The sequence below is a fragment of the Methylosinus sp. shoA genome, assembly GCF_059718125.1.
The window spans coordinates 3,238,151-3,263,885 of record NZ_AP046091.1 but is presented as its reverse complement, the minus strand read 5'-3'; the positions used below and the strand labels follow the sequence as shown (position 1 = coordinate 3,263,885).

At 62.2% G+C, this 25,735-nt stretch carries 29 protein-coding genes; 23 read left to right on the top strand and 6 right to left on the bottom strand.

All coding sequences use genetic code 11. From position 1 onward, the window contains the following. Nucleotides 1-4 precede the first annotated feature (4 nt). From AC6IW9_RS14900 to AC6IW9_RS14805, 20 genes are all read left to right on the top strand, one after another. Nucleotides 5-340, top strand: coding sequence for a hypothetical protein (locus tag AC6IW9_RS14900; protein WP_497764706.1), 336 nt, complete (start codon nt 5-7; stop codon nt 338-340). Then, nucleotides 340-894, top strand: coding sequence for a hypothetical protein (locus AC6IW9_RS14895; protein WP_497764704.1), 555 nt, complete (start codon nt 340-342; stop codon nt 892-894). Before AC6IW9_RS14900 ends, AC6IW9_RS14895 begins: the two co-directional genes overlap by 1 nt. A 13-nt stretch (nt 895-907) precedes the next feature. Further along, the gene (locus AC6IW9_RS14890) at nt 908-1,198 is read left to right on the top strand and encodes a hypothetical protein (protein WP_497764702.1); all 291 of its coding nucleotides are present in this window, start codon (nt 908-910) and stop codon (nt 1,196-1,198) included. Between the two features lie 3 nt (nt 1,199-1,201). Beyond that, nucleotides 1,202-1,723, top strand: a complete 522-nt coding sequence (locus AC6IW9_RS14885) for a DnaT-like ssDNA-binding protein (RefSeq protein ID WP_497764701.1) — start codon at nt 1,202-1,204, stop codon at nt 1,721-1,723. An 18-nt stretch (nt 1,724-1,741) separates the two neighbouring features. After that, a complete protein-coding gene (locus AC6IW9_RS14880) occupies nt 1,742-1,996 on the top strand; it encodes a hypothetical protein (protein ID WP_497764699.1) in 255 nt (84 codons plus the stop codon). Then, nucleotides 1,996-2,352, top strand: a complete 357-nt coding sequence (locus tag AC6IW9_RS14875; protein WP_497764697.1) for a hypothetical protein — start codon at nt 1,996-1,998, stop codon at nt 2,350-2,352. Before AC6IW9_RS14880 ends, AC6IW9_RS14875 begins: the two co-directional genes overlap by 1 nt. Next, a complete protein-coding gene (locus AC6IW9_RS14870; RefSeq protein WP_497764695.1) occupies nt 2,349-2,759 on the top strand; it encodes a hypothetical protein in 411 nt (136 codons plus the stop codon). Before AC6IW9_RS14875 ends, AC6IW9_RS14870 begins: the two co-directional genes overlap by 4 nt. Nucleotides 2,760-2,771: 12 nt before the next feature. After that, on the top strand, nt 2,772-3,284 hold the full coding sequence (locus AC6IW9_RS14865) for a hypothetical protein (protein ID WP_497764693.1): 513 nt from the start codon (nt 2,772-2,774) through the stop codon (nt 3,282-3,284). A 13-nt stretch (nt 3,285-3,297) separates the two neighbouring features. Then, a complete protein-coding gene (locus tag AC6IW9_RS14860; protein ID WP_497764692.1) occupies nt 3,298-4,320 on the top strand; it encodes a structural protein in 1,023 nt (340 codons plus the stop codon). Next, on the top strand, nt 4,320-4,799 hold the full coding sequence (locus AC6IW9_RS14855) for an HK97 gp10 family phage protein (protein WP_497764690.1): 480 nt from the start codon (nt 4,320-4,322) through the stop codon (nt 4,797-4,799). Before AC6IW9_RS14860 ends, AC6IW9_RS14855 begins: the two co-directional genes overlap by 1 nt. After that, on the top strand, nt 4,774-4,980 hold the full coding sequence (locus AC6IW9_RS14850) for a hypothetical protein (protein ID WP_497764688.1): 207 nt from the start codon (nt 4,774-4,776) through the stop codon (nt 4,978-4,980). The genes AC6IW9_RS14855 and AC6IW9_RS14850 overlap by 26 nt, the downstream gene beginning before the upstream one ends. After that, nucleotides 4,981-5,400, top strand: coding sequence for a phage tail terminator-like protein (locus AC6IW9_RS14845; RefSeq protein WP_497764686.1), 420 nt, complete (start codon nt 4,981-4,983; stop codon nt 5,398-5,400). A 15-nt stretch (nt 5,401-5,415) separates the two neighbouring features. Further along, entirely contained in the window at nt 5,416-5,901 is a 486-nt protein-coding gene (locus AC6IW9_RS14840) for a hypothetical protein (protein WP_497764685.1), read from the top strand. 140 nt (nt 5,902-6,041) lie between these two features. Beyond that, on the top strand, nt 6,042-6,299 hold the full coding sequence (locus tag AC6IW9_RS14835; protein ID WP_497764683.1) for a hypothetical protein: 258 nt from the start codon (nt 6,042-6,044) through the stop codon (nt 6,297-6,299). Between the two features lie 366 nt (nt 6,300-6,665). After that, the gene (locus AC6IW9_RS14830) at nt 6,666-11,042 is read left to right on the top strand and encodes a phage tail length tape measure family protein (RefSeq protein ID WP_497764681.1); all 4,377 of its coding nucleotides are present in this window, start codon (nt 6,666-6,668) and stop codon (nt 11,040-11,042) included. Next, a complete protein-coding gene (locus tag AC6IW9_RS14825; protein WP_497764680.1) occupies nt 11,039-11,713 on the top strand; it encodes a hypothetical protein in 675 nt (224 codons plus the stop codon). Before AC6IW9_RS14830 ends, AC6IW9_RS14825 begins: the two co-directional genes overlap by 4 nt. Before the next feature lie 4 nt (nt 11,714-11,717). Continuing rightward, nucleotides 11,718-12,305, top strand: coding sequence for a hypothetical protein (locus AC6IW9_RS14820; protein WP_497764679.1), 588 nt, complete (start codon nt 11,718-11,720; stop codon nt 12,303-12,305). A 2-nt stretch (nt 12,306-12,307) separates the two neighbouring features. Further along, complete coding sequence (locus tag AC6IW9_RS14815; RefSeq protein ID WP_497764678.1) at nt 12,308-12,658, top strand: hypothetical protein; 351 nt, start codon at nt 12,308-12,310, stop codon at nt 12,656-12,658. Then, nucleotides 12,659-14,602 carry a hypothetical protein gene (locus AC6IW9_RS14810; RefSeq protein ID WP_497764677.1) on the top strand — a complete coding sequence of 648 codons (1,944 nt, stop codon included), beginning with the start codon at nt 12,659-12,661 and terminating at the stop codon, nt 14,600-14,602. Between the two features lie 81 nt (nt 14,603-14,683). Beyond that, complete coding sequence (locus AC6IW9_RS14805; RefSeq protein WP_497764675.1) at nt 14,684-20,005, top strand: sialate O-acetylesterase; 5,322 nt, start codon at nt 14,684-14,686, stop codon at nt 20,003-20,005. Here the strand turns inward: AC6IW9_RS14805 and AC6IW9_RS14800 are convergent. From AC6IW9_RS14800 to AC6IW9_RS14790, 3 genes are all read right to left on the bottom strand, one after another. After that, on the bottom strand, nt 19,974-20,816 hold the full coding sequence (locus AC6IW9_RS14800; protein WP_497764674.1) for a hypothetical protein: 843 nt from the start codon (nt 20,814-20,816) through the stop codon (nt 19,974-19,976). The two genes, AC6IW9_RS14805 and AC6IW9_RS14800, sit on opposite strands and share 32 nt — an antisense overlap. 302 nt (nt 20,817-21,118) lie before the next feature. After that, complete coding sequence (locus tag AC6IW9_RS14795; protein WP_497764673.1) at nt 21,119-21,514, bottom strand: type II toxin-antitoxin system HicB family antitoxin; 396 nt, start codon at nt 21,512-21,514, stop codon at nt 21,119-21,121. Between the two features lie 10 nt (nt 21,515-21,524). Next, nucleotides 21,525-21,719, bottom strand: coding sequence for a type II toxin-antitoxin system HicA family toxin (locus AC6IW9_RS14790; RefSeq protein WP_497764671.1), 195 nt, complete (start codon nt 21,717-21,719; stop codon nt 21,525-21,527). A gap of 287 nt (nt 21,720-22,006) precedes the next feature. On the opposite strand from AC6IW9_RS14790, the gene AC6IW9_RS14785 reads away from it, so the two are divergent. From AC6IW9_RS14785 to AC6IW9_RS14775, 3 genes are read left to right on the top strand one after another with little or no spacing between them, the layout of a single operon-like run. Further along, nucleotides 22,007-22,786 (top strand): lysozyme, encoded by a 780-nt coding sequence (locus AC6IW9_RS14785; protein ID WP_497764669.1) that lies wholly within the window; start codon nt 22,007-22,009, stop codon nt 22,784-22,786. A gap of 47 nt (nt 22,787-22,833) precedes the next feature. Further along, nucleotides 22,834-23,100, top strand: coding sequence for a hypothetical protein (locus AC6IW9_RS14780; protein ID WP_497764668.1), 267 nt, complete (start codon nt 22,834-22,836; stop codon nt 23,098-23,100). 3 nt (nt 23,101-23,103) lie between these two features. Continuing rightward, nucleotides 23,104-23,349 carry a hypothetical protein gene (locus tag AC6IW9_RS14775; RefSeq protein WP_497764667.1) on the top strand — a complete coding sequence of 82 codons (246 nt, stop codon included), beginning with the start codon at nt 23,104-23,106 and terminating at the stop codon, nt 23,347-23,349. Between the two features lie 37 nt (nt 23,350-23,386). Here the strand turns inward: AC6IW9_RS14775 and AC6IW9_RS14770 are convergent, their stop codons facing one another. From AC6IW9_RS14770 to AC6IW9_RS14760, 3 genes are all read right to left on the bottom strand, one after another. Continuing rightward, nucleotides 23,387-24,574 carry an ImmA/IrrE family metallo-endopeptidase gene (locus AC6IW9_RS14770; protein WP_497764666.1) on the bottom strand — a complete coding sequence of 396 codons (1,188 nt, stop codon included), beginning with the start codon at nt 24,572-24,574 and terminating at the stop codon, nt 23,387-23,389. Beyond that, entirely contained in the window at nt 24,564-25,217 is a 654-nt protein-coding gene (locus AC6IW9_RS14765; RefSeq protein WP_497764665.1) for a hypothetical protein, read from the bottom strand. Before AC6IW9_RS14765 ends, AC6IW9_RS14770 begins: the two co-directional genes overlap by 11 nt. Before the next feature lie 62 nt (nt 25,218-25,279). After that, nucleotides 25,280-25,528, bottom strand: coding sequence for an RNA-binding protein (locus tag AC6IW9_RS14760; protein WP_497764663.1), 249 nt, complete (start codon nt 25,526-25,528; stop codon nt 25,280-25,282). Nucleotides 25,529-25,735 lie beyond the last annotated feature (207 nt).

Sequence of the window (25,735 nt, the reverse complement as noted above, 5' to 3'; positions counted from 1 at the left end):
CGCCATGGCATGGTCCCTTCACCCGCTTCCGGCGGGCCACACGCTCACGGCGACGATCGTCGACGGCTCCGGGTATGTCCGGCAGGTCGAGGACCGTAGCATCGGTCGGCGCGTCACCAACGCCGCCGCCGCAGCGTTCGGGCCTTACGCGCTGCCGCGGCATTTCGAGACGCAGGGTATGCTCTCTGTTGTCATAGCTGAGGCAGATTTCGTGGCGCAGGTTCCGAGTGCCGATCAGAAGGCCATGCTCGACGCCATTCCGACGACCGATCCGGCCGACGACGGCGTGACGATTTGGAACGATGAAGGCGTCCTGAAGACCAGCGGAGCGAGCTCATAATGAGCACGGAGAATCTTGTTCGCGTAAAGCGTGACGGCCCGCGTGGCTGGCATCTGATCGCGCGGGAGAAGTATGAGGCTGCGCCGGCGGATTACGAGCTCGTCGATGAGTCCGGTCGATCGCTGCGCGAGGCCGCCGAGGAAGCTCACGCCGAAGCCGAGCGGAGGGAGGCCGAAGAGCAGGCTCTTCGCAAGGCCGAGGCGGACGCCGCTGCGGCCTCGCGCCGGCAAGTCGACGGCGAGGCCGACGGCGCGCCCGCGCCGCAGCAAGGAGAGCAACAGCCAGGCGCCGGCGAGCAGGAGCCGCCTCCGTGGAATGAAGGCGACGCCGCGGGCGCCGGGCAAGGCGCAGGGCCGGAAGAGAGCATCGCTGGTGCGGGCGACAAGAGCGCCAATGCTCCCTCCCCTGCCCTCTCGCAGTCTATGACCATCGCGAAAGGCCCTGGAGGCAGATGGTTCGTGAAAGCTGGCGACGCGCATGTATCTAAGGGCTTCCAGACCGAGGAAGAGGCCGCGGCCGCTATGGCCGAGATCGGCGCCGGCGATCAGAAGTGAGTGCTCGGCAGTAATGAGCAACGTCATCGATCTCCGACCGGCGAAAGGCGACGCCGGCGACGGCCCTCACATGGCGGGAAAGTTCGTCTGCGGCGCTTGTGAGCATGAATGGACCGGTGTCGTCCCGGTCGGCGTGACACATGTGGAATGCCCGAAATGCGGTCGCAACTGGGGTGCTCCGAAGCACGCCGTCGAACCGGAAATGCACTGGCGCTGCAAGTGCGGCGAGTTCCTGTTTTGGCTGACGCCGAAGGGCGCCCAATGCCGGCGCTGCGGCGTCATCTCCAGCGATTGGGCGGAGTAGCCGATGCTGATTGTCGAGGACGGCTCCGGACTGCCCGACGCCGACGCGTTGATCTCCGTAGCAGATTGCGACGCCTATCATGCTACGCGTGGCTCCGCGGCGTGGACCGGAGATGACGCTGATAAGGAATCCGCGATCCGGCGCGCGACCGCTTACCTGTCGCGCTCTGTCACCTGGGCGGGCGTCCGGACGCATGGCCGGGCACAAGCGCTCGCTTGGCCGCGCTCTGGCTGCGTCGACAGCGAGGGCAATGGAATCGCATCGAACGAAATCCCGGGCGAGATCGTCGACGCCTGCGCCGAGCTGTCGCTGATCGAAAAGCAAAACCCTGGCGCGCTGTCGCCGGTCGTCACGCCGAGCAAGGCGGTCAAGCGCCGCGTCATCGGGCCTATCGAGACCGAATACGCGAACCCGCTCGCCGGAGCCGAAGAGCATAGGGCGGTCTCAGCAATGGTGCGAGACTTGATCGCGCCGTTCGTCTGCGGCCGCGGCTCTTCAGTCGTCGGAATGCTGTATCGGGCATGAGATAGGAGTCTTCGACGAATGCTGATCGGACATATCGAAGGCGCTACGCGCGTCCTCGGAAAATCGCAGGGGTATCTCGGCCTTCCGCTTCGCGACGTCGAGGTCAACTGCAAGGTCGGCGGCGAAGGAACTCCAGCCATGCAGACTGCTTGGTTTCCGACGCCTCAAGAAATCGATGCTATCGTGGCTGGCGCGCCCGTGGTGCTTACAATCTTGGGGACGCAGCACCCTCCCGTCATGGTCGAAACCGGGCGCGTTCCGGACGTGATCTGATGACCGCCATCGACTACGCCGAGATCAGAGCCGAGGCCGAAGTCGCTATCGCGGAAGCCGGGCAAGCCGCAAAAATCCGCCGAATGACGCGCTCCGGCCCCGCCTATGACCCGATCACGACGACGACGGATTACGACTGTCTCCTCGTCGAAGTCGGCTACGCGATTCGGCAGATCGACGGGACGCGCATCAGGGCCGGCGACAAGCGGCTGTTCGTTTCGACCGCAGGGCTGACGATCGCGCCGACCGAGCAAGACCAGATCATCATCGGCGGTATCCCTCACGAGATCGTGCGAGTCTCTCTGCTCTCCCCGGCCGGGACGATCATTTTTTGGGAAATTCAGGCGCGCCGGTGACGAAGCGCAAGGCCGCAGATCGCATCATATGGTGCCCACCTGGATTCTTCCCGATCACCTACGGATTCTGTCCGTCCGAGGCAGCATGGGCGCGCGAGATGAAGCGCCGCGGCGTGAGAGGCGAGCCCTATCCGCAGTCCGATGCTCGGGCCGTTACGTTCGAGCATAAGAAGACGGGCGAGGTCGCGGTCATTGTTTGCGTGAATGAGCGACATGACGGGAAGCCAGCGTTGCCGAGCATGGCGCTGATCGCGCATGAGGCTGTCCACGTCTGGCAGATGATCCGCAAGGAAATGGACGAGCGTGAGCCGTCCATCGAATTCGAAGCCTACGCGCTTCAGGATATCATCCTGCGGCTCGGCGCCGCCTACGTGCAAGCACGTCGCCCGAAGTGGGCGCGAAAATAGGGGACAAGGACAATGGGAGTTTCCGCAAAACTCGACTTCTCTCTTACCACGTCTCAGGCCGGCGCGAACGTCTTCGGCGGTCCGTTCATCCGGATGGATATCTCCCAATCGCTGCTGATCGCGAATGGAACCGGCGCGAATAAATTCGACAAGCTCTATGTCACCGAGCGCGAGGTGGCGAGCAACGTCAACGATGATATCGACCTCGCCGGTGTTCTGACGGACGCGCTCGGCGCCGCCTTCACCGCAGCGAAGCTGATTGCCTTCGCCATCATCAACAAGCCGCTCGACCCGAATGCTGCTCCGAACACCACGACGCTGACGCCGGGCGGCGGCTCGAATACCGTACCCGGGTTCGCGAATGCGCGGTGCCCGATTGGCCCCGGAGACTTCTGCGTCGAAGTCAATCGAACCGCCTCGGGCCTCGCGACCGTGACGGCCGGAACCGGCGATATCATTCGCGTCGCCAACTCGGCCGGAGCGGCGGCGAAGTACCTCGTGGGAATCTTGGCACGCTCGGCCTGATCGATCGGCTTCTATGGCGTCGAACCGCGATCCGATCGAAGCTCTCACGGAGACGTGGGAGCCGCGCATCCGTGATGCCTTTCACGCTGCGATCGAGCGCATCATCGACAAGGTGTCGATCAAGCAATTGGAGGATCGGCTCCGTGTCGGCGATATCGAGGGAGCAATCCGAGCCGTCGGTCTCGATCCCGGGGATTTCGTCGGGCTAAGAAACGAGGTCGTCGCGGCCTACGGCGCCGGCGGGTCGGCTGTGGTGGAGACCATCCCGGCGGCGCGCGGCGACGGCGGCGCGCTCATCAAGGTGCTCTTCGATATCCGCGCGCCCCGGGCCGAGGCATGGGCGCGAGAGAAATCCTCTACGCTCGTCACCGAGATCGTCGAGGATCAGCGCGCCGCGATCCGCGAGAACATGCGCGCCGGCCTACAGGCCGGGCGCAATCCGCGCGAGACCGCGCTCGATGTCGTCGGGCGCATCGATCCACGGACGCAGAAGCGCGCTGGCGGGATTATCGGCCTCACCTCGGGTCAGGAGCAGGGGCAGCGCAACTACGCCGCCGAGCTCGCCTCGACCGACCCGAAAGCGCTCCGCAATGCGCTCGGTCGCGGACTGCGCGATAAACGCTTCGACACCGCCATCGCGCGCGCGATCAAGACCGGCGAGCCGATCCCCGCCGCGACGCGGGCGAAGATGCTCACTGCATACCGCAATCGATCCCTGAAATATCGCGCCGACACGATCTCGCGCACTGAAACGATCAAGGCTCTCGGCGCCGCGAAGGTCGAAGCCTATGAGCAGGCAATCGATAAGGGCCAGGTGCGCGAAGCAGACCTGATCAAGATTCCGATCTCGGCCCGTGACGAGAGGGTCCGTGAGACGCATCGAGAGGTCGAAAAGCTGAACCGCAAAGGAGTTCCCTGGCGTCAGCCATACAAGGTCCCGCCCGGCATGTCTCCGCAGATGCACGCGCCTTATGACGAGGTGCAGTGCAGGTGCCGCGAGGAAGTGAAGATCAACCATACCCGGGGGCTCCGCTGATGGCCGAGAAGACATTCGCCGCTGCTGTCGAAGCGTGGGTCCTCGAAACGAAGGAACGCATCGAGGCGGTCTTTCATATCGCCGCGGAAGACCTCGCCGAGGAAGTCGTCGCGAAATCGCCGATCGATACGGGTTTCCTGCGACACAGCTTCCAAGCCAGCGGCGAGCAAATGCCGGTAATGCGCGCCGACGCGAAGCCGGCTGAAGGCGCGAAATATGCGTTCGACTCTGCGACTGTGAACCTAACGATTGCGAATGTGCCGCTCGGCGGAACGATATATCTCGGATTCGTCGCCGCCTATGCGCTGCGCCTCGAGTATGGTTTCGTTGGAAAGGATTCTCTCGGCCGCAGCTACAATCAAGCCGGCGTAGGGATGGTCCGCCTCGCCGCGCAGAACTGGCCGTGGATCATCTCGGAGGCTACGGCTCGCGCGAAGGCGGCGGTTCGGGCGAATGAGCGTCGCGATCAATCTCTTTGAACAGCACGAGCATGCAGCCGCCGACGAACAGCTCGACGGCGCGCAGCGTCTTCTCGCCCAGCTCTGTCTCGCCGCTGCGATCGCCGATCGCCTCGATAAGCCGAGCGAACTCCGCATGGATTTCGCGGTCTGTCATGAGCGGCGGCTCGTCATCGTGCTGCATCGCCGTAGGGTATCATAAATGCCAGACGCGCCGGAAGTCGCTATCCCTACGTTGCTTTTCAATCACTTGAAGGCACTGACGTTCGCCCCTGCCCTACCGATCGCTTGGCCTGATGTGCCGTTCGACCCGCCGGCCGGGCCATGGCTCGCCTGCGATTATCTGCCGAACCGGAATGATGACCCGTTCCTCGCCTCGGATGCGGAGACGTTGTTCCAAGGTCTCTTGCAGGTAGCCGTTGTGATGCCACGCGGAGGCGGCGCGCTTCATCCGGCGCGAGTAGGCGCCGCAATTGCCGATCACTTCGAATCACAAGTGCTGTGGCCCGGAGACGAGAGATTCAAGCTCCATATCGATGGGCGCCCCGATGTCGGGAGCGCAATCCAAGAGGACAAATTGACCAGAACGCCCGTCACGATTTCGTGGCGCGCGGTTGCTTGATGAAAGGACAACATAATGGCCGCTCCAAACACAATGAAGGGCGCGAAGATCTATATCTGCGCCACTGCGCAAAGCGGCGATCTCGACGCCGCGGCATTCGCGGCCCTGACCTGGGTCGAGGTCAAGAAGGTCGGCAAGATCGGCGGCGTCTCGACAACGACGCGCGTCATCAACTATCCGTCGCTCGCCGACGCCGTCGATCAGAAAGGCAAAGGCGGCGCGGATGGTGGCAATTGGAGTGTCGAGATGGCGCGCGTCTATAACGATGCCGGGCAGATCGTGCTCCGCACGGCGGCGGCTCCGGCCAATGACAGCGAGTATGCGTTCAAGGTCGAATATGAGGACGCCCCCGCCGCCGGCTATAGCAACACGATCACCTATAACAAGGGCGTCGTGACTGGTCCGGAACGACCCGGAACGGGCAAGGAAGACTTCATCCTCGAGGTTTTCACGCTGCATATGAACCAGCTGAACATCACGATCGAACCGACGAACTCGTGAGGGCGTGAACGATGGACATCGGCAACATCTTCGCCCACGAACGGACGTTCGCGCTCGATCTCCGGCACCCGATCACGCGAAAGCCGCTCGGAATCGTTTGGCAGATCCGATCGGCCTCGTCCCCGGCCGCGAAAGCAGCTGTGCGCAAGATCCTCGACGACGAGACGGATGCGGCGATCATCGGAGCTGCGCCGCCGCGCGCCGAGGAGACCGCGAGGCGCAACGCGGAGATTCTCTCCGCCCATGTCGCGTCCTGGGAATGGGGAGAGCACACCTACAATGGCGAGACTCCCACATTCTCTGCGGCTAAAGTCGCGGAGATCCTGCTCGCCGAAGACTGGATCTATATCCAGGTCGCGAAGGCGAAGAACGATTCCGCAAATTTTACCGTGGGCTGACGAAGGAACTCTGCGCCTTCGTCGCGCTCACGATTCGCTATACGACGCCGGACATACACGGCGAGACGCGGCGCGAGCGCAATATCCGCTTCGGCACGGACGATGCGAATCCCGTCATCGTCGAGCCGAAGCGCGGGCGACATATCCTCGCATGGTTCTCCGACGCATCGAGCACGCGCCGCTATGACGACGGCTCACCTTGCCGCATCACGCCTCTGGAATGGGCTGCATGGGCGGCGATTGCCGGCGATCTCGTGACGCGTGATGAAATGGCTGTTTTGAAGGCCATCGACGCCGCCTTCGTCGAGGCCCTGGTAAAAGAGCGCGCGGATCAAGCCGAGCGCGAGAGAGAGAAAGGAGGCTGAGATGGTTGATGTTGCATCTCTCGGCCTCTCCATCGATTCGTCGCAGGCCGAGAAGGGCGCGCTGGCGCTCGACAATTTCGCAGCGGCGGCGAAGAAGGCCGAGCAGTCGGCCGATAAGATGGGATCGGCCGCTTCCAAGGCAGGCAAGCAGGCTGCCGATGCAACAACTGGGATCAGCGCCGGAGCCGCCGCTGCGAAGACTGCCGCTGATGCCGCGGCAAAGGCCGAGCGCTCCGCCCGCGAGATGGGCGGCGCCTTCAGCAAGGCAGGGCGCGAAGCCGCTCTCGGCACGAGCGCGCTCGCGAATGCGATGGCCGAGATCACGTCGGAGGCCACGTCTGCGTCATCGGCACTGGACGCAGTGGCGAAGAACGCGGCGCGCGCCAGAGGCGGTTATAGTATGCCTAGCGCATCTGGTGCTCTTGGTGACGTCGCGGCCGTTGGCGTGGCGCGTGCCACGCCAAGTGCGCCCGGAGCAAATGACAACGCTCGTCTTGCTCGCCACGAATGGACGAATCTATCGCGCCAGCTTCAAGACGTCATTACCATGGGCGCGATGGGTGCGAGCCCAATGCAGATTGTGACATCGCAAGGCGCGCAGATATTCGATGCTCTCTCGTCGTCGAGCATCGGAGCCAGGGCTGCCATCGCCGAAGTTGGATCAACCGCACTTCGCGTTGCGACGCATCCCCTCGCGCTCCTCACAGCCGTGGTCGGCACGGCCGGATTCGCCGTGATACGGTTCCGGGATCAGCAAGCAGAACTGGAGCGCGCGCTCAATGGCGTCGGCCGTGCCGCCGGCGCATCGGCAGGACAGATCTCCGCTATCGCCGACGCGACTGTCCGCTCGGGCGTGATGTTGCGCGGACAGGCCGTCACAGGGGCGGCGCAATTCGCCCAGGCCGGAATTGGTGTCGATAACTATCAGACCTTGCTCGGCGATGCGCCCCGCTTCGCACATGCGTTCGGTCTCGAGCTTGCTGATGCGAATACCGAAATCGCGAGGATTGTCGGCGATCAGGGGCTCGGTGCATTCGAGAAGCGCTTCGGCCCGGTGTCGATGGCGACAAAGGAGATGGTGACGGCGCTGGAGCAGACCGGGCGCTTCGCCGAGGCTGCGGCGCTGAAGACGCGCCTCTTCGATGAAGAGGTCCGGAAGGCGCACGACTCGACAGGGCTGCTCGCGCGCGGCTGGGAAATGATCTCCTCGCTCCCCGGCAAGGCGCTGGACTGGATCGGGGCCGGGCTCGATGCGCTGTTGCCAAAATTCCAACGGGCCGAGCTGCCGCGCCAGGCGCAGGCCGCCCTGCCCTCCCCTGGCATGGGCTCGCTCTCGACTTACGAGCAGCGGATCGGGCTCGCCCCGGAAATCACGCAGGCGCAGCGGGAGCGCGATCATGTCGACCTCCGTCGCCGGTCGCAGCTCGCCGGGCCGCTCATCGATTCACTGTCCCCAGATGATGTGCAGCGCCGTACGATGGAGCGCCAGCTCGCGATCTTGAAGCCGTTGACGGAGACGTCGGATGGGCTCGCGGCGCTAGGTGATCGGGCGAACGCTGCGAAGAATGTCGTCGCGCAGCTGACGACGGCGCTCGCCAATTTCCAGACGCCAGTTGAGCGGATGCGGCAGGACAACGAGCTCGCCGTGCGCTCGATCGGCGCTTATTCGTTCGAGCAACGGGCCAGCGTCGCCGCAGAGCAGGCCTATACGGCGGCGATTCGCCAAACGAAGACGGAGCTTGAAGCCAACATCGCGAAGGAAGGCGCCCGCAACGCCGCTCTCGCCGAGTCGGCGCGCCGTCTCGACGACATGGCCCGTGAGGCCCAGGACCGGGCACAGCTGCGCGGGCTTTCTCCGTTGCAGGCCAGTCTGCGCGAGGTCGATCTGCGCTATGGCAGGCTGCGTGAGCAAAGCGACCTGAGAGATGCTGGCCGCATCGACGCGCTGCGCCAGCAGGAGCTGCTCGACCGTCTCGCACAGAGCGCCACATCCGCAATCGACTCCGCCATGCCGCAGGAAGCACAGCTGCGTGGGCTGCGCGACTCCCTCGATGCCATTCGCAAACTGACCGACAGCAATGACGGCCTCGCCGCGCTCGGGGACCGGGCCGGAAATGTAGCGGAAGCGATCTCCAGGCTCAATATCGCCATGGGTCTCGCGAGCCTCTCTGTCGTCGACAGGATCGCCCTCGAATCCGATCTCCGGCTGCGCGAGATCGACGCTCAGTCCCGGCAGAGTTTCTCGCTCATGGCCGCCGTCACGGCGCAGCGTGCGTTCCTGGCCGAAATCGAGCGGTCGCATAGCGTGCTCGCCGCGGCGACCGCTGCACAGAATGTAATGAATGAAGCAATCGCATCGGCGAATGCTGAGGCGCGAAAGATCGTCAAGGATTCTCGTGACCAGCTCTATGTTGCTCAGGGGGACACCCAATTCGAGCGCGCGATGCGGCGCGTTGATGTTGAGACCCGTGACCTCCGCCAGCGTCTCGTTCCTGGCGCCGAAGATGTCCGGCTCACCCCGCTGATGCTCGGGTTCGATCGCGCCGGCAATGCCGCGACGCGCTTCGCGACAGTTATCGAGGGCGTGATCGCCAGCATCTCCCCAGAGCGCGTCGCGCCCGTCCCGGCTTTCATCACCGGCGGCCTCGATCTTCCTCGGGCGCGCGATGCAATTGCGGCGATTGAGAGCCGAGGGTCAGGGGACTATGCCGCACTCGGTCCGCGCACGGCCGGCGGAGACCGCGCCTATGGCCGCTATCAGATCATGGGCGCCAATATTCCGTCTTGGACACAGGCAGCGGTCGGGCGTGAACTGACGCCGCAGGAATTTCTCTCGAACCCGGCGGCTCAGGATGCAGTATTTGATCGGCAGTTCGGCGCATCATTCGCGCGCTACGGTAACGTCTCCGACGCCGCATCCGTCTGGTTTACTGGCCGCCCGCTAGCGCGGGGTGCAGCGGCGTCGGATGTCCTCGGGACGACAGGAGCCTCCTACGTCTCGCGCTTTCTCGACAGCTACAGCGGCCCCGGCGGTAGCCTGTCAGCGATGGGTTCGACAGCATCAGCAGACATCGATGAGATCGACAGGAACAGACGCCGCCAAGAAGTAATTTCTGGCGTCGAAGACGCCATCAATCGAGAGAATCAGTCGATCGAACGTCAGCGGGCGCTGCTTGAGGCACAGAACGGAGTTTATGGGATCTCCGCCGAGAAGACTGCGGCGCTGAGCAAAGAGGCCGAGCTGCTGACCCAGGCGCAGTCATATGGCGTCACGCAACAGAGCCTCATCAACCGCTTCGGCGCCGATGGCGCCAGAATGTATGAGGATCTGCGCGGAAAAATCCACGCTACCGCGCAGGCCTATGGCGATCTGGCGAAGCAGCAGGAAGAGCAGCGCAAGCGCATCGCCTCCTATGACCTCGTGCGGAACTCGGCGAACGATATCATATCGAGTCCGGCTATCGCTGCCTTCCGCGGACAAGACGCAGGTACAGCATTGCGGGATGCGGCGCTGCGCTTCGGCGAGAACATGATTCAGCAGAGCATCGGCAATCTGACGAGCATGTTCCTCGGCTCCATGGGCTCGGACAGTCTCGGGCCGCTCGGCAATCTCTTCGGTCTCGGCGGCGGCGAAAAGGACAAGAAGACGCAGCGGATGGACGTCGAGGCGGGCGTCGTGAATGTCGGCGGTGTTGGTGGTATCGGCGGGGCGAATGGTCTGCTCGGAGGGCTTGGCGGACTCTTCGGAATGAACGACAACTTTGCTGGGCAAGCGGCTGGCGCTATCGGCCCGTTCCAGCAATCGTCAGGCGGCATCATCGGCGGCCTGCTCTCCGGCATTGGCGGGCTCTTCGGCTTCGCCGATGGCGGACTCATGACGTCTACCGGCGCTATCCCGATGCGCCGCTATGCCGGCGGCGGAATCGCCAACAGCCCGCAGCTCGCGCTCTTCGGGGAGGGCCGCGTCCCGGAGGCCTATATCCCGATGACGGACCCTCGTGGGCTGCATGTCGTCGTGGATCGCTCAGGCGGCGCGCACGTCGAGCTTCCCGGTGGGCGCGGTATTCCTGCCTTGCTCTCTGCCGCGGGCGGCGGACGGGGTGTCTCCGCCTTCGCCGACGGCGGCCTGATGACAGGGCTCGGCAAGCAGCCGCTCAATCTCGCGGCGCCACGTGCTCCGGGTGGATCGACGCAGAGCGCCGGCGGCAACGGGTTGAAGGTGACGATCGTAAACAACCGCGGAGAAGACACCAAAGCGAGTGCGACGCTGAAAGGCGACGAGCTATTCGTCACCATCGACAAGATGATGGACAACAAACTCGATGAGCGGAACCGGATGCTGCTCGATGAGATCGAAAATCAGCGGAATCGGCTTTGATCGATCCGTCAATCCTGCAATGGCCGCGAGAGATCGCTCCGGCCGATGTCGAGTCGCTATGCGAGGCCCCTTACATCTTCGGGCCTCGCCCTGGCCTCGGCGTGCCGGATCGCGTCATAAATCAAGCGGGGCTCTGGCGATTCCGTCTGATCGACGTCCCGATCTACGAATGGCGCGTCAATGCCGTCCGCGCGATTCTTCTGCGTTGCGTCGCCACCGGCGGCGACATCTATATGCCGATGTGGGATTGGATCAGGGCCCCGGTCGGGCTATCTGCCGCAACGCCGTTTTCCGACGACTCCACATTCTCCGATGGCTCGATGTTCGGCGGCGTCGCACCGGTAGGGACCGTTGCTGCCGATGTTTTGCAGAGCTATTCCGCTGTCTCGATTGCACTCCCTGATGGAGTGTCGATCAGCAATGGCGCATTCATCGGGATCGGCGAACGCGGCTACGGTATCTGGGATATCGACACGGACGTCTCGCCGAGGGTCTATTACATCTGGCCTCCGTTGCGTACGGATGTTCCCGCAGGGACGCAGGTCGAACTCTACAACCCCGTCATCAGAATGCAGCTCGACGTCCAGCAGGCGCGGCAAACGCTCGGCCGATTGCGCCTCGGGCGCTATGCGATCGAAACCTTCGAGTTCGTCGAGGCGGCCTGGGATTGATGTCGTGGCGCTGATCGACTTCGACGACTGGCTCGATCGGCAGGACCGCAAAGCCCCGCTACGCGCCTCCATCGGCTTCACGTTGCATTTCGCTTCGCAGACAATGCACATCTGGCCGGGCCGAGGCCCGGTCAAAGCACCGGATCGCATATTCGAAGGGGTCAACGCTGTCGGCACGATCAAAGGCCTCGAGATCGGTCTCATCATGCCGAAGCAGACGACGACGATTGAACTCTCCGGCCTGAGGCCGGAGTACTTCGCGCTCTCGGCCGACCAAGCGGACGAAGTGCGCGGTCGCAAGGCAGAAGTCTACTTCCTCGGCTTCGGTACCGGAAACAAGGGCGAGGAATGGGTGCTGGCCGCGATGTCGCTCGAGGCGACGCGCGAAATGGACAAGATGCGCCGCACGATCGATTACGAGACGCAGACCTCGACAATCATCCTCACGATGGAGCCCATTGGAGCCATCCGCTGGCGCGCCGCGCATGGGCTCCTTACGCACGACGACCAGCAGGCCCGCTATCCCGAGGCGGGCGACCTCGCGCTCGAGCGCGGGGGGCTCGTGCAGTTCTCTCGGCCGCTGACGTTCTGAGCATGGACCCGATCGTCGCTTCCTTCCGCGCCTCTCTGGGGCGGCGGACGCTTTGCAGCGAGGCCGTGGCGGACGTGCTGCGCGCGCGCGGCGTCGCCGTGCCGATCCTGCGGCATGAGCAGGTCGAGCTTTGGAAGCGCGGGATGGAGGCGGGGGCGCACGCGGCGGCCGAGATCATCGGCGCCACGCGCATCGAGCCGGCCGAGGCGCGCACGGGCGATGTCATCCTGTTCGGGCAGGACGGCGCGGAGCCCCTGCTCGGCATGATGTCGGATGTCGGCGCGGTCGCCGCCTCTTTCGGGCGGCTCACGATCGTGACGGAGCCCGTCATCGTCGCAGCGTGGAGAGTCTGAGTGCCTCAGGTCGTCGTCCCGCTGATCGCCAGCGCGATTACCGCAGTTGGCACCGCCGCCGGCATTACCGTTAGCGCGACGTTCGCGACGCTCGGGGCCTCTCTGCTCGTCACCGGGATTACGGTCGGTGTCGGGGCTGCGCTGGCCTCCCGCAACCGCCAGCAAGGCGCCCTACCCCAGCTTCCGCAGGCCCAGACTCTCACGACGCGCGCGAACCCGATCGCGAACCGCTTCTATGGCTTCGGGCTCGTGTCGGACGGCGGCGACTACCAATTCTGGGAGGTCGAAAACGGCTGGCTCGGCTACGAAATCGTCATCGATTGCGGGCGCATCGATGGTATCCAGGCGATCTATGCCGACAATGAGCTTCTGGCGCTGTCGTCCGGCCCTGCGAACTATGGTGAGGGGTCGACGACAACGACGATAGTGAGCGTCGATTTTGGCGAGGGGGTGCAGTGGCCAAACACTGGCCTGAAATACGCGAACCTCTACTCCTGGGTCTATTCCGGCGGAGCGTCGCAGCAAGTTCCGATCGGATTTGCACCAGCAATATTCGTCGAGTTCCGCAACGCTACGCCAGAAGGCAGGCCGTCGACTCTGCTGCGTGAGTTTTTCGGCGATCATCCGTTAAACGCGCGTCCTTCGTATCAGGATACTGTCATCAATTGGGGCGCCAGTCATAAGGCCTGCGGCCTCTCGATGCTCTACGCGGTGGCGACGAAGTTCAACCTCACCGATCGTCTGAATGTCTACCCCGAGGGCTGGCCAAAGTTCCGAGTCTTGCGCCGCGCCGCGCTCGTCTATGATCCTCGCGACGAAGAACAGAGCTTCGCCGACAAATCGACCTGGGCGTGGTCGCAGAACCCGCCGATCGGACGCGCATGGCATGCGACGCACCCGGACGGATACCGGCGTGGCTATGACGAGATCAACTGGCAGAGCTTCGCGGATGCGGCCGACTATTGCGACCGTCTCGTCGAGAAGTTCGGTGGCGGCACGGAGCCGTTCGCGCGCTGCGGCATGCAATGGAACACGGCGATGGAGCGCCGCGATGTCGAGGACATCTTCGACATCTCGTGCGACGGCACGGCCTACGAAGACCCCGATGGCAAGCTCGCCTATTGGATCTTCCAGCCTCTCACGCCGACCGTCACCTTCACGCTGCGCGACATCTCCACGATCGTCGAGGATGTCGTCGGCGGACCTTATGCGGCCAGCTCGAAATTCGTCGGCGTCTATGTCGAGCCGCGATCGAACTATCAGCGCGGCTCCGCACCGGAAGTCATCGACGAGGCTGCATTCGCGCGTATCGGTGATTTCACGAAGCAGCTTCCGCAGGATGGCGTGCAATCGTTCTCGCAGAGCTATCGTCTCTCCCACCGCGCGATGCGCCGGACCAATATCAAGCGTCGCCTGACGCTGATCGGATCGTGGACGTTTCTCCGGGCGCGCCGTAAGCGCGTCATCCGCCTCGAATGCGCCGAAGCTGGCATCGTCGGCGATTTCTGGATCGACGGCCCTCTCCGGTTCGAGCAACAGATGCACCGCTGGACGATGCAGGTCGTCGAGCTGGAGAGCGACGCTTTCGATGACCTCATTCCGCCGCGGGACCCGATCGCGGCGGACCTCTCGACGCCGATCGTCTCTCCAGGCGACATCCCGACGCCGGCAACGCCGACGCTCTCCCAGGTCACGATATCGAGCAACGAGTATATCCAGGCGTCTGTCACGGCGCCCGACAACGAAACGCTCATCGCTCAATTCCGAGCTCGCCACGTCGAAATCCCAGAAGCGGCTTGGGTCGTCATGACCGACGTGCTCGGCCAATGGGCGCGTCAATACGGCCCCGTGACGGCCGGAGATTACGAAGTCCAGGCTTGGTTCGTCTCGCCAACTGGACAGGTCAGCGCAATCAGCGCGACGGCGACCATCACAATCACCTGACAACTGAATCGACGCAACGTCGCTCGGCGGCGCGCAATTGCGCGCACGCCCGTGTCGTCGCGCCCTGACATGGAGCATTGAATGACGACTCGGCAGGAAATTGCGAAGGCGGTCTATCGCGACTTCGTGGTGGATGGAGTGCAATCGAGCGGGCCGAACGAGCCGTCGAAGTCCGAAATCCGCGCCTATGAGGCCCGATGCAATCAGGAGATGGACGCCATCCTGCAGGCGCTCGGCGCTGCCGGCATGGTCGTCCAGACGACACGAACGCTGCTCTTTGCTGATCTCGCGCACGCCGCCGGCACATGGGGCGTCGTCATCGCCGATCCGACGGCGGCGTATAATGGATTCTACAAGAAAACGGGCGCATCCGGCTCCGGCAATTGGGGCACGAAGCAAGCCGATCTGTTCTTCGGCTCGGTCTCGCAATCCGCCCTCGATGCAGAGATCGCGGCGCGATCGAGCGCAGATACGGCGGAGGCGGCGACGCGAGCGGAGGAAGACGCGCGATTGCGCGCGATTCTCGGCGCCCACTCGACACTACCTCCCGGCATCGAAATCGCGATGGACATCGATGTCGACCCTCCGCTCGGATGGTACGACACCGGAGCCCGCCTAGCGGTTGTGCCGACGAATCGCGCGCTGCTCTCGAACAAACGGCCGATCGATCTCCAGACGAGCGTCTATTGGTTCGATCCGTCGGACAAGAGCACGATATTTCAGGACGCGTCTCTCACGACTCCGGTCACATCCGACGGCGATCCCGTCTATGCGATGGTCGCGAAGGATAATCTCGGCTTGTTTTCCGAGCTCGTAGCCATCGCCAATGCGCGGTTCGACGCCGACATAGCGAGTTGGACGCTCGCGTCCGGGAGCGGCGGCTCAGCTGCGTGGACTGCAGGCAAGGCGCGTGTCACGCGAACGACCACAGTGACGTCGATCTCGCAGGCGATCTCCCTCACAGCGGGCCGGCTCTACACGATCACAGCGCAAGCGACTTGGATTTCCGGCGCGACGGCGCAATGCTCGATCGTTTTACGCACCGGAACCGCCGCGAACGCGACGTCGAAGGGAATCAAGTCGCTCGCAGCCGGCGCAAGCGGATTGGTCGTGCTCACCTATGTCCCAGACGCGAATGAGACCGTCTACCTGCATTTGACCTGCGCAGGTGGCGCCGGTGTCGTCGATTTCGATGACGTGGCCGTCAGCGCCGGCGAACGCGCGATATTGTCCGCCGTTGATCCGACCGCGCTCGGCGTCTATCGCGAGTCCGGCGGCAAGCGCTGGGTCGAGATGAATGTCGGCGCCGTCACGAACGTCCGCTATGTCTGCACGCAGATTCACGGTCTGGGGTCGGCGACGTGGAAGGGCGGCGTCTGCATCGGTTATCGGCAATTGATGCCGCAGGCGGCATGGATCTGGACATCGAGCCTGATCTCCGGCGACAACAACACCGCTGGCCTGAGGTCGTTCGTCGGCGCCGGCGATGGATTTACGATCGGCGGCGCTCCGACTGTTCTCGTCGATCGCGGCCTGCGCGACAAAGCGGCATATCTGTGGTGGAATCGAGAACTCGGAACGAGTCTCGGCGGACGCACGAAGGACGCTCTATCGGCTGTCACGATCGGCTCTGCGACAGATGACACTGCGTTCTATCTCGGCGCGCGCGGCAATGCGCTGCCGGCGGCTCCGATCCGCGTCTATGATCTGACGATCATCTCCGGAACGATCTCGGATGAGGACCGCGATTGGCTGATCGACTACACCAACGCGCGCGCGCATGTGCGCTATCCGACGCAGATCAATGTCATCTTCGCTGCTGGACAGAGCAATGCGGACATGCGTGCCGCACTTACCGATGGCGCCGCCCCAGCAGGATGGAACGACGACAAGATCGTCCCCGGTGTCTGGAACTGGAACGGCAAGGAACTGTCGAACACCTACTGGCTGTTTCCTGTAGGTTCCACGCAGTGTGGTGGTAGTTGGACCGACGGGCAGGCAGGCGCTTCGAAATTCGGGTTTATCGACGTCGCCTGCGCGCAGATGGCGTTAACGATTCCGAACCTCGTCGTCTGCCGCGTCACGCAGGGCGGAACGGGCGTCGACGCGGGCGCCAATCCGGACGGTTCCTGGCATACGCCGTCGAGCGCTCTTCCGGGCGGCACGCCGAGCCTGTTCGACGCGCTGCGGAACAAATTTCTCGCGCTTCAAGCCTTCTGCGCAGAGCATGCGATCCGTCTCAACGTGCTCGGCTTGTTCTGGCACCAAGGCGAGAACGCCAAGGCGGCGCCGACCTATTACAGGGTCGACACCGAAGCCCTGTTCGCCGGCGTGCGCGATTTCACCGGCGTCGCCGATCTGCCGATCGTCATGGGCACGATACCGACCGCCTCGGCCTATTACAGCGCGTCGGTGCACACGGATCAGCTCGCGATCGACGCGGCCGACGATCGCGTCACTTGTCTCGATTTCTCCGCGGTGACCCTCCTTCCGACGCCCGACAACACGCATTTCGACGCGGCGGGATCGGTCACAGCGGGCGCCGCCGCGGCCGATGCGATGATGGATTACATCGGCGACAGCTATCTGCTCCCGAGCGGCGTCGGCTCGATCGTCGGGGCCGGCTTCCCCGACCTCGGCGAAGGCGTCGCGACGGCGCTGGTGCAAGATGTCGGCTCGGCCGGTGGAATACTCGTCGGCGGCGGCTCGCTCGACACGCCGAGCGGCGGCAATCTCGAAAACTGTGTCGGCGTGCCGCTCGGCGCCATCACCGGCCTCGGCTCCAATGTCGCGACGGCGCTGTCGAAAGCCGCGAATGTAGTCGGCGGCTATCCGACGATTCCCCTCAACGAGCGCGACGTAATCGTCGGCGCGAACGTCGTGCAGCGTAACCACGTCACGAGCGGTGCGTGGCTATCGGCGAGAAGTGCGGCTGATAACGACTGGAACGCCGTCTGTTGGTCTCGTGAACTCGGGCTGTTCGTTGCCGTGTCCAATACAGGCACGGGCAACCGCGTGATGACGAGTCCCGATGGCGTTGCGTGGACGACGCGGACCAGCACTGCGGATATTAGCTGGCGCTCGATCTGTTGGTCGCCAGAGTTGAGACTGCTCGTCGCCGTCGCCTCGAACGGCTCCGGCAATGGCGTCATGACCTCTCCCGATGGCGAGACATGGACGACGCGAACGCCTGCGACAAATAATAGCTGGAGGTCCGTCTGCTGGACGCGCGAGCTAGGATTGTTCGTCGCCGTGTCGGACGGCGGCTCCGGCAATCGTGTCATGACGTCTCCGGACGGAAACAATTGGACATCGAGATCGAGCGCCGCGGATAATAACTGGCGGTCAGTCTGCTGGGCGCGCGAGATCGGACTTCTGGTCGCGGTCGCGTATTCCGGCTCCGGCAATCGCGTCATGACGAGTCCAGATGGTATTAACTGGACGACGAGAACCAGCGCAGCGGACAATCAATGGTATTCGGTCTGCTGGTCGCCGGGGCTCGGGCTGCTCGTCGCCGTGTCCATAGACGGTTCCAACAACCGAGTGATGACGTCTCTGGACGGGATCAATTGGGCGACGCGGACCAGCGCGGCTGACAATCAATGGGCATCGGTCTGCTGGGCGCGTGAGATCGGGCTGTTCGTCGCCGTGGCTTTCACAGGCTCCGGCAACCGGGTGATGACGAGTCCGGACGGAATCAATTGGGCGACGCGGACCAGCGCCGCCAATAATAACTGGGGCTCTGTCTGCTGGTCGCGCGAACTCGGATTGTTCGTGGCCGTCGCCTCGACGGGAGCTGGCAATCGCGTCATGACGTCTCTTTCGACCGCCTTCACCGGCCTCGGCTCCGGCGTCGGCGGCGTGCTCGCTCTCGCGTCCCCGAAGATCGATCCTCGCCAAGCGCCTTATTACGCTGTCGGCGATGGCGTGGCCAATGACACCGCGGCGATCGACGCTGCGCGTACGGCGGCTCTGGCCCTCGGCGTGCCACTGGACGGCGGTGGAAAAACATATGGCTATAGTGGACAGTGCACGCTCAATCACAATGAGTGGATGCAAGATATCACTTTCAAGCAGCTCGCGCCTGGATCGCTCACGCTCAAGACGCTGTATTCGAGCGGTAAGAACAGGGTCAAACTGATCCGCGTCAAAGTGAACAGAAACGGCGATGGCACGAACGGTGGGCTCCTCGACGGCACTGATCCAGCTACCGGAGCGCACAGCACGAATGTCGCCATTTGGGTGGAACACGGTGTCGGTCACTGGCTCGAGGATTTGGAGGTTTGGGGCGACGATTCGGGCATGGGGATCACCCTGCAATTCTTGGACGCGACATCGACGGTAATCAGGCCGTATGTGCATGACATGAAGTATTCCCGCGCGGCCGCGACCAATGACCAGATGGGCGGCATATACGTCGAACTCTGCACTGGACTGGTTATTTGGGGGCCAAAGGTAATAAATCTGACAGGAGTCCTCAGCGGCACGCCGACTCCGCGCTGGACTCGCGGCATCGCGGGCGGCCGAAATACGTCGATAATAATTATGTGCCCGTATGTGAAAAATTGCGACCAGGGAGTCGATCTCACCGGCGGCGACAATCCGACGCCGAATCGTGGCGTTATTGTTTATGGCGGAGTGTCAGAAGATATCTATGTTTTCGGATTCAAAATGGCGAATGCGGCGCAGGAGTGCGTATTCGATAGCTGTAGAGCGGTCGGGTGTGGCGCTAGTTACATTATTTCTGGTAACTCGAGTCTGACATATTCGACGGATCGTAATCTGCTCGTCAACTGCTGGGCCATCAATACTGGCGCGACAGGGCAGAGTGTCGTCGCAAGAGCTGGGTTTCAGATCGACTCAAACGGGACTGAGCACGGGTCTGGCGCACGAACGGCAATGCGTGGTTGTAAGGCGTTCGATCGACAGGCGACGCCGACGATGACGCACGGTCTTGTCAGCGCCATCACCGATTTAGATTACGCGCCGACGGTTGAAGACTTTGAAAGCACCGGCCACACAGTTGCGGCTACTACTGGAGTGTTCATCCAAATTCCCAGCCTCAAAGGCTCGAACGCCAACGGCGAATTCGAAAAGTTCGCCAACGGCACTATGGTCTGCACGTTCGAAATTGATCAGACATCAGTCAATTGGACGACCGCGGACGGATCGATGTATACGCCAGCGTCGCATTATACATGGACATTCCCCGTGCCATTCAAGTTCGGCACGAAGCCGATCGTCACGGGTGCTGTCGAGCGAGGCGGCGCTGTCTACTCATGCGCCTTCAGCGTCCGGTCACGCGATAATACAGTAGCTCATATCGTTCCGAGCGTGTCGAGCTCTGCGGCTTCTGGAATTTCAAAAATCATCACGATGCGAGCGGAGGGTCGCTGGTTTTAGTTTGCGGCATGTTCAGCATGTCTCTGAGCTTCTCGGCATATTGATCGCCTCGTCGCTCAAGTTCATCGAGCGCCGATATCGCGAGAACGAGATCGCGGCGTTCGACGTGGTATTTACCTAAATTATAATGATATTGCGATGATACGGAGCAGTGACGAGAGTATATATCGTATAATTGTTCTGAACAGTAGTTTCCGGAGAATATCAGTGAGACGAACTCGCTCAGAATACCGCTCTCACGCATGGTCCTTAGAAATTTATGCCCGGCAAACGGAAACGCATGCTCGCGTATCGTGCTTCGGCTCCGCAGATGCTCGACGTGAGCGGCGTCGACCCCGCAATGTGGATCGTAGAAAATCTCGGGAACGATGGTGAGCGCCGCCGGGATATCATCCCAAAGGATCGGTCGCTTGGCGATTTCCTCGCGCCAATGTCGGTACAGGATATTCGGCTTCGAGATGACCGTCTGGGGCGCTATGGCCAGTATACGCGTGCAGCCCATAGCGCTCCCCATCGACAGCCCGCCATAGCCGCCCATGCTGATCCCATAGGCTATGCGCTGGTCGAACCCGGCGCACGTCGCTTTGACCGCTCGGCAGAGCACGTCGCGATCGGCGATCTGCCACCAATGGTTGGAGGTGGAAATTATGAAAACGCCGCTGTAGCCGCGCTTTTGTACTGCCCCATCGCCGAACGCGAGAGCTTGTTTTACCGTTCCCCAATCCGAGAATGAAATAATCACGTCTCTGACGCCGTCAAACAGGTCCGCGATGACAACAACATCATCGCTTTCATAAATCTTCTTGCGCACGTCTCTACTCGCTCCATTCGGATGTCGAATGGCTCAAACTATGCCACAGATCAGCCACAGGATCGAGTGGGCCGGTCGGCGCAACCCAGATGGGCCGGCGCTGAGGAGCCTTTCCGGGGCGTGAGTCCCGGAAAGGCTTGGCTTCAATGAGGCCCGGGCGTTCGGCCCGGGAATGCTGTGTCGGCTGTGTCGCGCGGTGATGGCTACGGCGGAGCTTCAATGAGGCCGGGTCACCCCGGAAAGTCCACCACTCCGCCGCACTGGCACGCCCGAATAATCGTGCTCGCCTTCGGCCTTCGATATCAGGCCGTGGCGATTTTCTCGCGAGCTGCACTCGCGAGAAAGGCCGAGCGAGTCACCCCGCTTCGTCTTGCCGTTTCATCGATCGCCTCGAGCAGGCCGGCATCGAAAGTGACATTGGCGCGAACCGTGCGGCCGGAATCGAGCAGTAAAGGGATCAGAACAGTGGTCTCGCCTGCCCCAACCTCTCCGGATGCGAGGATTTCGGACACCGAGCTCGCCTTTGGAATCCCGAACCCGCCATCGCGCTTATAGGTGACGACATCGCGCAGCGCGGAGGCGGCGCTCTCGATCGCCGCCTCCGGACTCTCGCCAGCCCCGACGCATCCCGGAATGTCGGGGAAACGGACGCCCCAATTCTGGTCTCCACCATCGAGAATTGCAACGTATCGCAGCATTCTGTGTCTCCTAGATCCAGCCGGCCGCCTTGGCGATGGAGCGAGCGGTTCCGGGGGTCAGATCACGATGGCGCGGGACCGGGATCATCACACCGGGCCTGGCGTCATTGATGAAACGATCGTGCGATCCGCCGCCGATGTTTCTCCATCCCTCCCGCTCGAGGCGGGCGATGATCTTGCGGGTGCTGGTCTCGATCTTCGGCATCGCGCCTCGCTCCATCAATACGCATATTAATACACACCAAGGCGGTCTCTGTCAAGCAAGAGTGCGCATAATAGTGTGTTGATGTCGAGCAATGCGGAGCCGTGCCAAGGCGACCATTCCCGTGATCCCGGCTGATCCTCCGCGCTCGCCATCCCGGCGGGCGCTTCGCGCGCATGCGCGAAATTCCAGAAAGGTGAAATATGACTATGCGAATGAGCGCGGACGGCCGCGCCCAATTGATCCGTCGCGAGGGCTCTCGCACGAAAGCTTATCGTGACAGCGTTGGCGTGCTCACGATCGGCGTTGGTCACACGTCGGCGGCCGGCCCGCCTGTCGTGACGTCGGGCCTCGTCATTACCAAGGCGCAGGTCGACGAAATCCTCTCGCGCGATCTCGTTCAGTATGAGAACGCGGTGAACAGCGCCGTGCGCGTGCCGCTGTCGCAAGGGCAGTTCGACGCGCTGGTGTCGTTCTGTTTCAACATCGGCTGCGGCGGTTTCAAAGGCTCGACCGTCGTCAAGCGCCTCAATGCCGGCGACTACAAGGGCGCGGCAGACGCGCTGCTCATGTGGAACAAGCCGCCGGAGATCGTGGGCCGCCGCAAGAGCGAGCGCGATCAGTTCCTCGCAGCGACTGGCGCGCCGCCGAAGCCCGCTCCGGTTATCGTCCAGACTGTCACGTCGGCCCCGGATTCGACGACGGCCGGCCCGACGTTCTTTCCGCCGGCCGAGGAGTCGATCTCTGTCGATTATCTCCGCGCCGCTGGCTCGCGCACGATCGCCGGCGCCGACGCTATCAAGGCCGTCGCCAAGACGGTCTTGGGCGCGGATATCGTGGACAGCGCGGCGCGCGCCGGCGATGCGCTGCAACAGGCGCAGGACGCCTATGCGGGCCTCCAGCATGGCGCGCATGTAATGGAGCTGATCAAGAGCTACTGGCCGCTCGTCGCCGGCCTGCTGCTCGCGCTGCTCATCGCCTACCTCGCGTGGCGCGCCATCCGCGCCGCCGACAAAATCACCATGGCGCGCGTCGACGACGCCGTGAGCGGCCTCAACATCGGCCGCTGACTTCCCGCGCCGGGCGGCTTCCCGGCAATTTCCAGAAAGGCTTAGATATGAGAAACGCTCCCGCTTTCGTGAGCGCGATCCTGCTCGCGCTCTTTCTCCCCTCGCCCGGCTCGGCCTATTTTTTGGCCGGCGCCGCCCTGATCGTCTTCGGCCCGACCGTCGCGGCGCGCGTCGTCGAGGGCGCGCTGTGGATCGTGGCGGCCATTCTGGACGCCTGCCGCGCTCCGCCCGCCCGCGTCGTCATGGGAATCGCCGTTCTGTCTGCGGTCGGATCGGCCGCCGTCGCCGGCAGCGTCGCGCTCGCCGGAGGCTGATCCATGTCGCTCGACCTCAGCGTTCGGCTCGGCGACCTCTTGCAGGTCGCGGTAATTGCCGCCGGTGGCCTCATGGTTTTCGCGACCATGAGGGCCGAGGCCAGGATCAGCGCCCGCCGTCTCGATAACGTCGAGGCGGAGCTGACGAAGCAAACGACCATCTTGACGCAGCTCGCGGCCGGCGAAGCCCGTATGGACGGCCTGGACCGCAGGCTTACCATGCTCGAGGAAGCGCGCGGTCGACCTTAATGGGGTTCCGCGCACGCGCTTGCGTCAAGATAGATATTCATTTTAATGTCGGGCTGAAATCGCCGCCCTCGGATGGCACCGGGAGTTTCGCGCCGATAAGCTGCTCTAAGACTTCATCATCCAACGCGATGTCAGCCTTGAACTCGTCAACCGCATATCGCCCACTCTTGAAAACCAGTTCTGCGACCTTTGCTAGAAGCATAGGGCTTTCAAGCGGAATGGCGCCGCTGCCCTTATCGAGCGGCTCCGTTGTTCTCCACTTCTTGTATGAAATTTGTTTGTATAGATTTATCACTTGCCTATCATCAAATAGGCCAAGCTCCTTGCACCTATATATCATAGCTTGTATCGATGTCTTCCATCTAGCCTTTAGATCAATGAAGCTTTCGGCCCTCGGGGAATACACCTCAAGAGGGAATGACTTCCTCGGCAACAAAAATGCCCCGGCAAATTTATCCGCTTCAGCTTCTATCTGCTTCAAGCGCGCCTCGTCCTCGATTTCATCAGCTCCGACCCACCGATGCAGGCATAGATGCGCGAGTTCATGCGCAGCATCAAAGCGAGACCGCGCCGCGCTTTCCTTATCAGAAGACAAAAACACGAACGGCCTATCACCAGACCAATAAGAAAATGCATCTACATTTTCTTTGTGTATTACATAACGGCAAATTATTACCCCATTTGTCTCAAGAAGACGCACGACATTTGATATTGGTCCAAGCCCTAGACAAAAGTGCTTCCTTACAGCCTCAGCTAATTCTTCTATTTCATCATCTTCGTATGTCGATGACGCTGGATTAGCGGGCTCGAATCTTGGGATGTTCACTTGTGGGAAATTAGCAATCATATCGAATGAAAACGCCGTGCTCGCGAACCATTCGGCCATTACCGCGCATGCTTGATTTCTACGCTTTGTATCGGCTCCTTTCTTTCTGAAGAAGTTGGCGCTGTGCCGGCCAAACGAGGCACGCGTTTCTTTCGTAAAATGTGCAATCGGCTGTTTTAACTCGGCGGAAATTTTCAAAAGAACCGCTGGCTCAGGCGATTTCTCGCCAGATTCGTAGGCGGAAACGGCTTGCCGCGATACACCTATACGTATCGCAAGTTCTGTCTGAGTCAGGCGTTCTGCGTAGCGCGCCTCTATTAGGCGCTCAGGAATCAAACGCCGCCCGGGTAGGGCGGCTCCGGAGGCGCTACGAAAGGGGAGAATGTTGTCATTTGCCATTGTCGCGCATCCACTTTTCGATGTCCTCCTTCAACAGATTGACGCCCTCGAAGTCGGTATCAGTATCCTCCGGAGGCGGCCTGTCGTCTCCCGACATTTCGTGCGGCATCCGCATTAAGTTCTCTGACAGCCATGTCCATTTAGTTCTCGACGATGCACTCGGAACCCCAATGTGCGCAAAATTCAATTTTTGATGGCCGTGAACCAAGAGAAAATGCGGTAGGCCGCGGACTCGCCGCTCGTCCTGTAATTCTTTCAGATCGAACACGCCCTGCGCCGTCAGCAGCCGAGCATTCTCTCTAAATACGACGTTCCTTGGCTGTCGATAGGGGTCGGAAACTTGGCTAATTGATGCTGTGGAATGGCTGAAGCGTAGCTCCAGGTAGCGACCAGTAGGCTGGGCAAAGTCAGTCCACGCATAATCGCATTTGAGCGAGCCCCCCTTCACCGCTCGCTCAAATCCAAAATCGACCGCCCACGATATGATTCGACCTGCGTTGTCGTCCGCACTTACAACTTGCAGGATAGGCTGGTCTGCAATGAGTTCTGCCGCGGCCATATAGGCTTGGCGCAGAATGGTAGGAACAATCGTCCTCTGACTGATCGGGAACTGATCCTTGATGAAATCTTCCGGGCTGACCACGAATCGCCTCCCATGGTTGCGTCGCTGCCTACGCAACCATTTCAGACGAAATGCATGTTTTGTCAACCAGCGGGCCGCCACCTCTTCGCAGCCGCCTTTTTCGCGATCTCGGCGCGCCGCTCGGGCGTCATGCTCTCGGCGCGCTTCTTCCCGCCTTTGCGGCCGAGTTCGGCGGCGGCTTGGTTCTTGGCTGGCGCGTTGCCGTAATCCTCCGGCTCTTCGCCTGTCAAAATGCGCATGACCTTCACGGCGCGTGCTATGGCGTCGGCGGGGCGCTTCTCGCCTTTAGGGCCGGTCGGCATGGTCGGCATGGACGGTCACCGAATAAGCGAAATTCTCAGCCGCTTCTCTGGTAGGGAAGCGGCGCGTTTCTGTTAGGAGCCCATTGATTCGAATTTCGACATGGAAGGAAGTTGGCGCAGGGTGTCCGGATGTCACCAGCGCCTGCGTGCCGTTTTCCGGCGCTCTTCCAAACCGTAGCTCTGACACTGGCCCCTCCTGCTTTGCGCCATGCATAG

Excerpts from the sequence above, each read along its gene's own strand:
- AC6IW9_RS14845 (WP_497764686.1), top strand. The coding sequence starts at position 4,981 with ATGCCAGACGCGCCGGAAGTCGCTATCCCTACGTTGCTTTTCAATCAC.
- AC6IW9_RS14775 (WP_497764667.1), top strand. The coding sequence starts at position 23,104 with ATGTCGCTCGACCTCAGCGTTCGGCTCGGCGACCTCTTGCAGGTCGCG.
- AC6IW9_RS14895 (WP_497764704.1), top strand. The coding sequence starts at position 340 with ATGAGCACGGAGAATCTTGTTCGCGTAAAGCGTGACGGCCCGCGTGGC.
- AC6IW9_RS14865 (WP_497764693.1), top strand. The coding sequence starts at position 2,772 with ATGGGAGTTTCCGCAAAACTCGACTTCTCTCTTACCACGTCTCAGGCC.
- AC6IW9_RS14795 (WP_497764673.1), bottom strand. The coding sequence starts at position 21,514 with ATGCTGCGATACGTTGCAATTCTCGATGGTGGAGACCAGAATTGGGGC.
- AC6IW9_RS14805 (WP_497764675.1), top strand. The coding sequence starts at position 14,684 with ATGACGACTCGGCAGGAAATTGCGAAGGCGGTCTATCGCGACTTCGTG.
- AC6IW9_RS14860 (WP_497764692.1), top strand. The coding sequence starts at position 3,298 with ATGGCGTCGAACCGCGATCCGATCGAAGCTCTCACGGAGACGTGGGAG.
- AC6IW9_RS14760 (WP_497764663.1), bottom strand. The coding sequence starts at position 25,528 with ATGCCGACCATGCCGACCGGCCCTAAAGGCGAGAAGCGCCCCGCCGAC.
- AC6IW9_RS14780 (WP_497764668.1), top strand. The coding sequence starts at position 22,834 with ATGAGAAACGCTCCCGCTTTCGTGAGCGCGATCCTGCTCGCGCTCTTT.
- AC6IW9_RS14890 (WP_497764702.1), top strand. The coding sequence starts at position 908 with ATGAGCAACGTCATCGATCTCCGACCGGCGAAAGGCGACGCCGGCGAC.
- AC6IW9_RS14885 (WP_497764701.1), top strand. The coding sequence starts at position 1,202 with ATGCTGATTGTCGAGGACGGCTCCGGACTGCCCGACGCCGACGCGTTG.
- AC6IW9_RS14850 (WP_497764688.1), top strand. The coding sequence starts at position 4,774 with ATGAGCGTCGCGATCAATCTCTTTGAACAGCACGAGCATGCAGCCGCC.
- AC6IW9_RS14880 (WP_497764699.1), top strand. The coding sequence starts at position 1,742 with ATGCTGATCGGACATATCGAAGGCGCTACGCGCGTCCTCGGAAAATCG.
- AC6IW9_RS14875 (WP_497764697.1), top strand. The coding sequence starts at position 1,996 with ATGACCGCCATCGACTACGCCGAGATCAGAGCCGAGGCCGAAGTCGCT.
- AC6IW9_RS14815 (WP_497764678.1), top strand. The coding sequence starts at position 12,308 with ATGGACCCGATCGTCGCTTCCTTCCGCGCCTCTCTGGGGCGGCGGACG.
- AC6IW9_RS14900 (WP_497764706.1), top strand. The coding sequence starts at position 5 with ATGGCATGGTCCCTTCACCCGCTTCCGGCGGGCCACACGCTCACGGCG.
- AC6IW9_RS14790 (WP_497764671.1), bottom strand. The coding sequence starts at position 21,719 with ATGCCGAAGATCGAGACCAGCACCCGCAAGATCATCGCCCGCCTCGAG.
- AC6IW9_RS14770 (WP_497764666.1), bottom strand. The coding sequence starts at position 24,574 with ATGGCAAATGACAACATTCTCCCCTTTCGTAGCGCCTCCGGAGCCGCC.
- AC6IW9_RS14840 (WP_497764685.1), top strand. The coding sequence starts at position 5,416 with ATGGCCGCTCCAAACACAATGAAGGGCGCGAAGATCTATATCTGCGCC.
- AC6IW9_RS14855 (WP_497764690.1), top strand. The coding sequence starts at position 4,320 with ATGGCCGAGAAGACATTCGCCGCTGCTGTCGAAGCGTGGGTCCTCGAA.
- AC6IW9_RS14830 (WP_497764681.1), top strand. The coding sequence starts at position 6,666 with ATGGTTGATGTTGCATCTCTCGGCCTCTCCATCGATTCGTCGCAGGCC.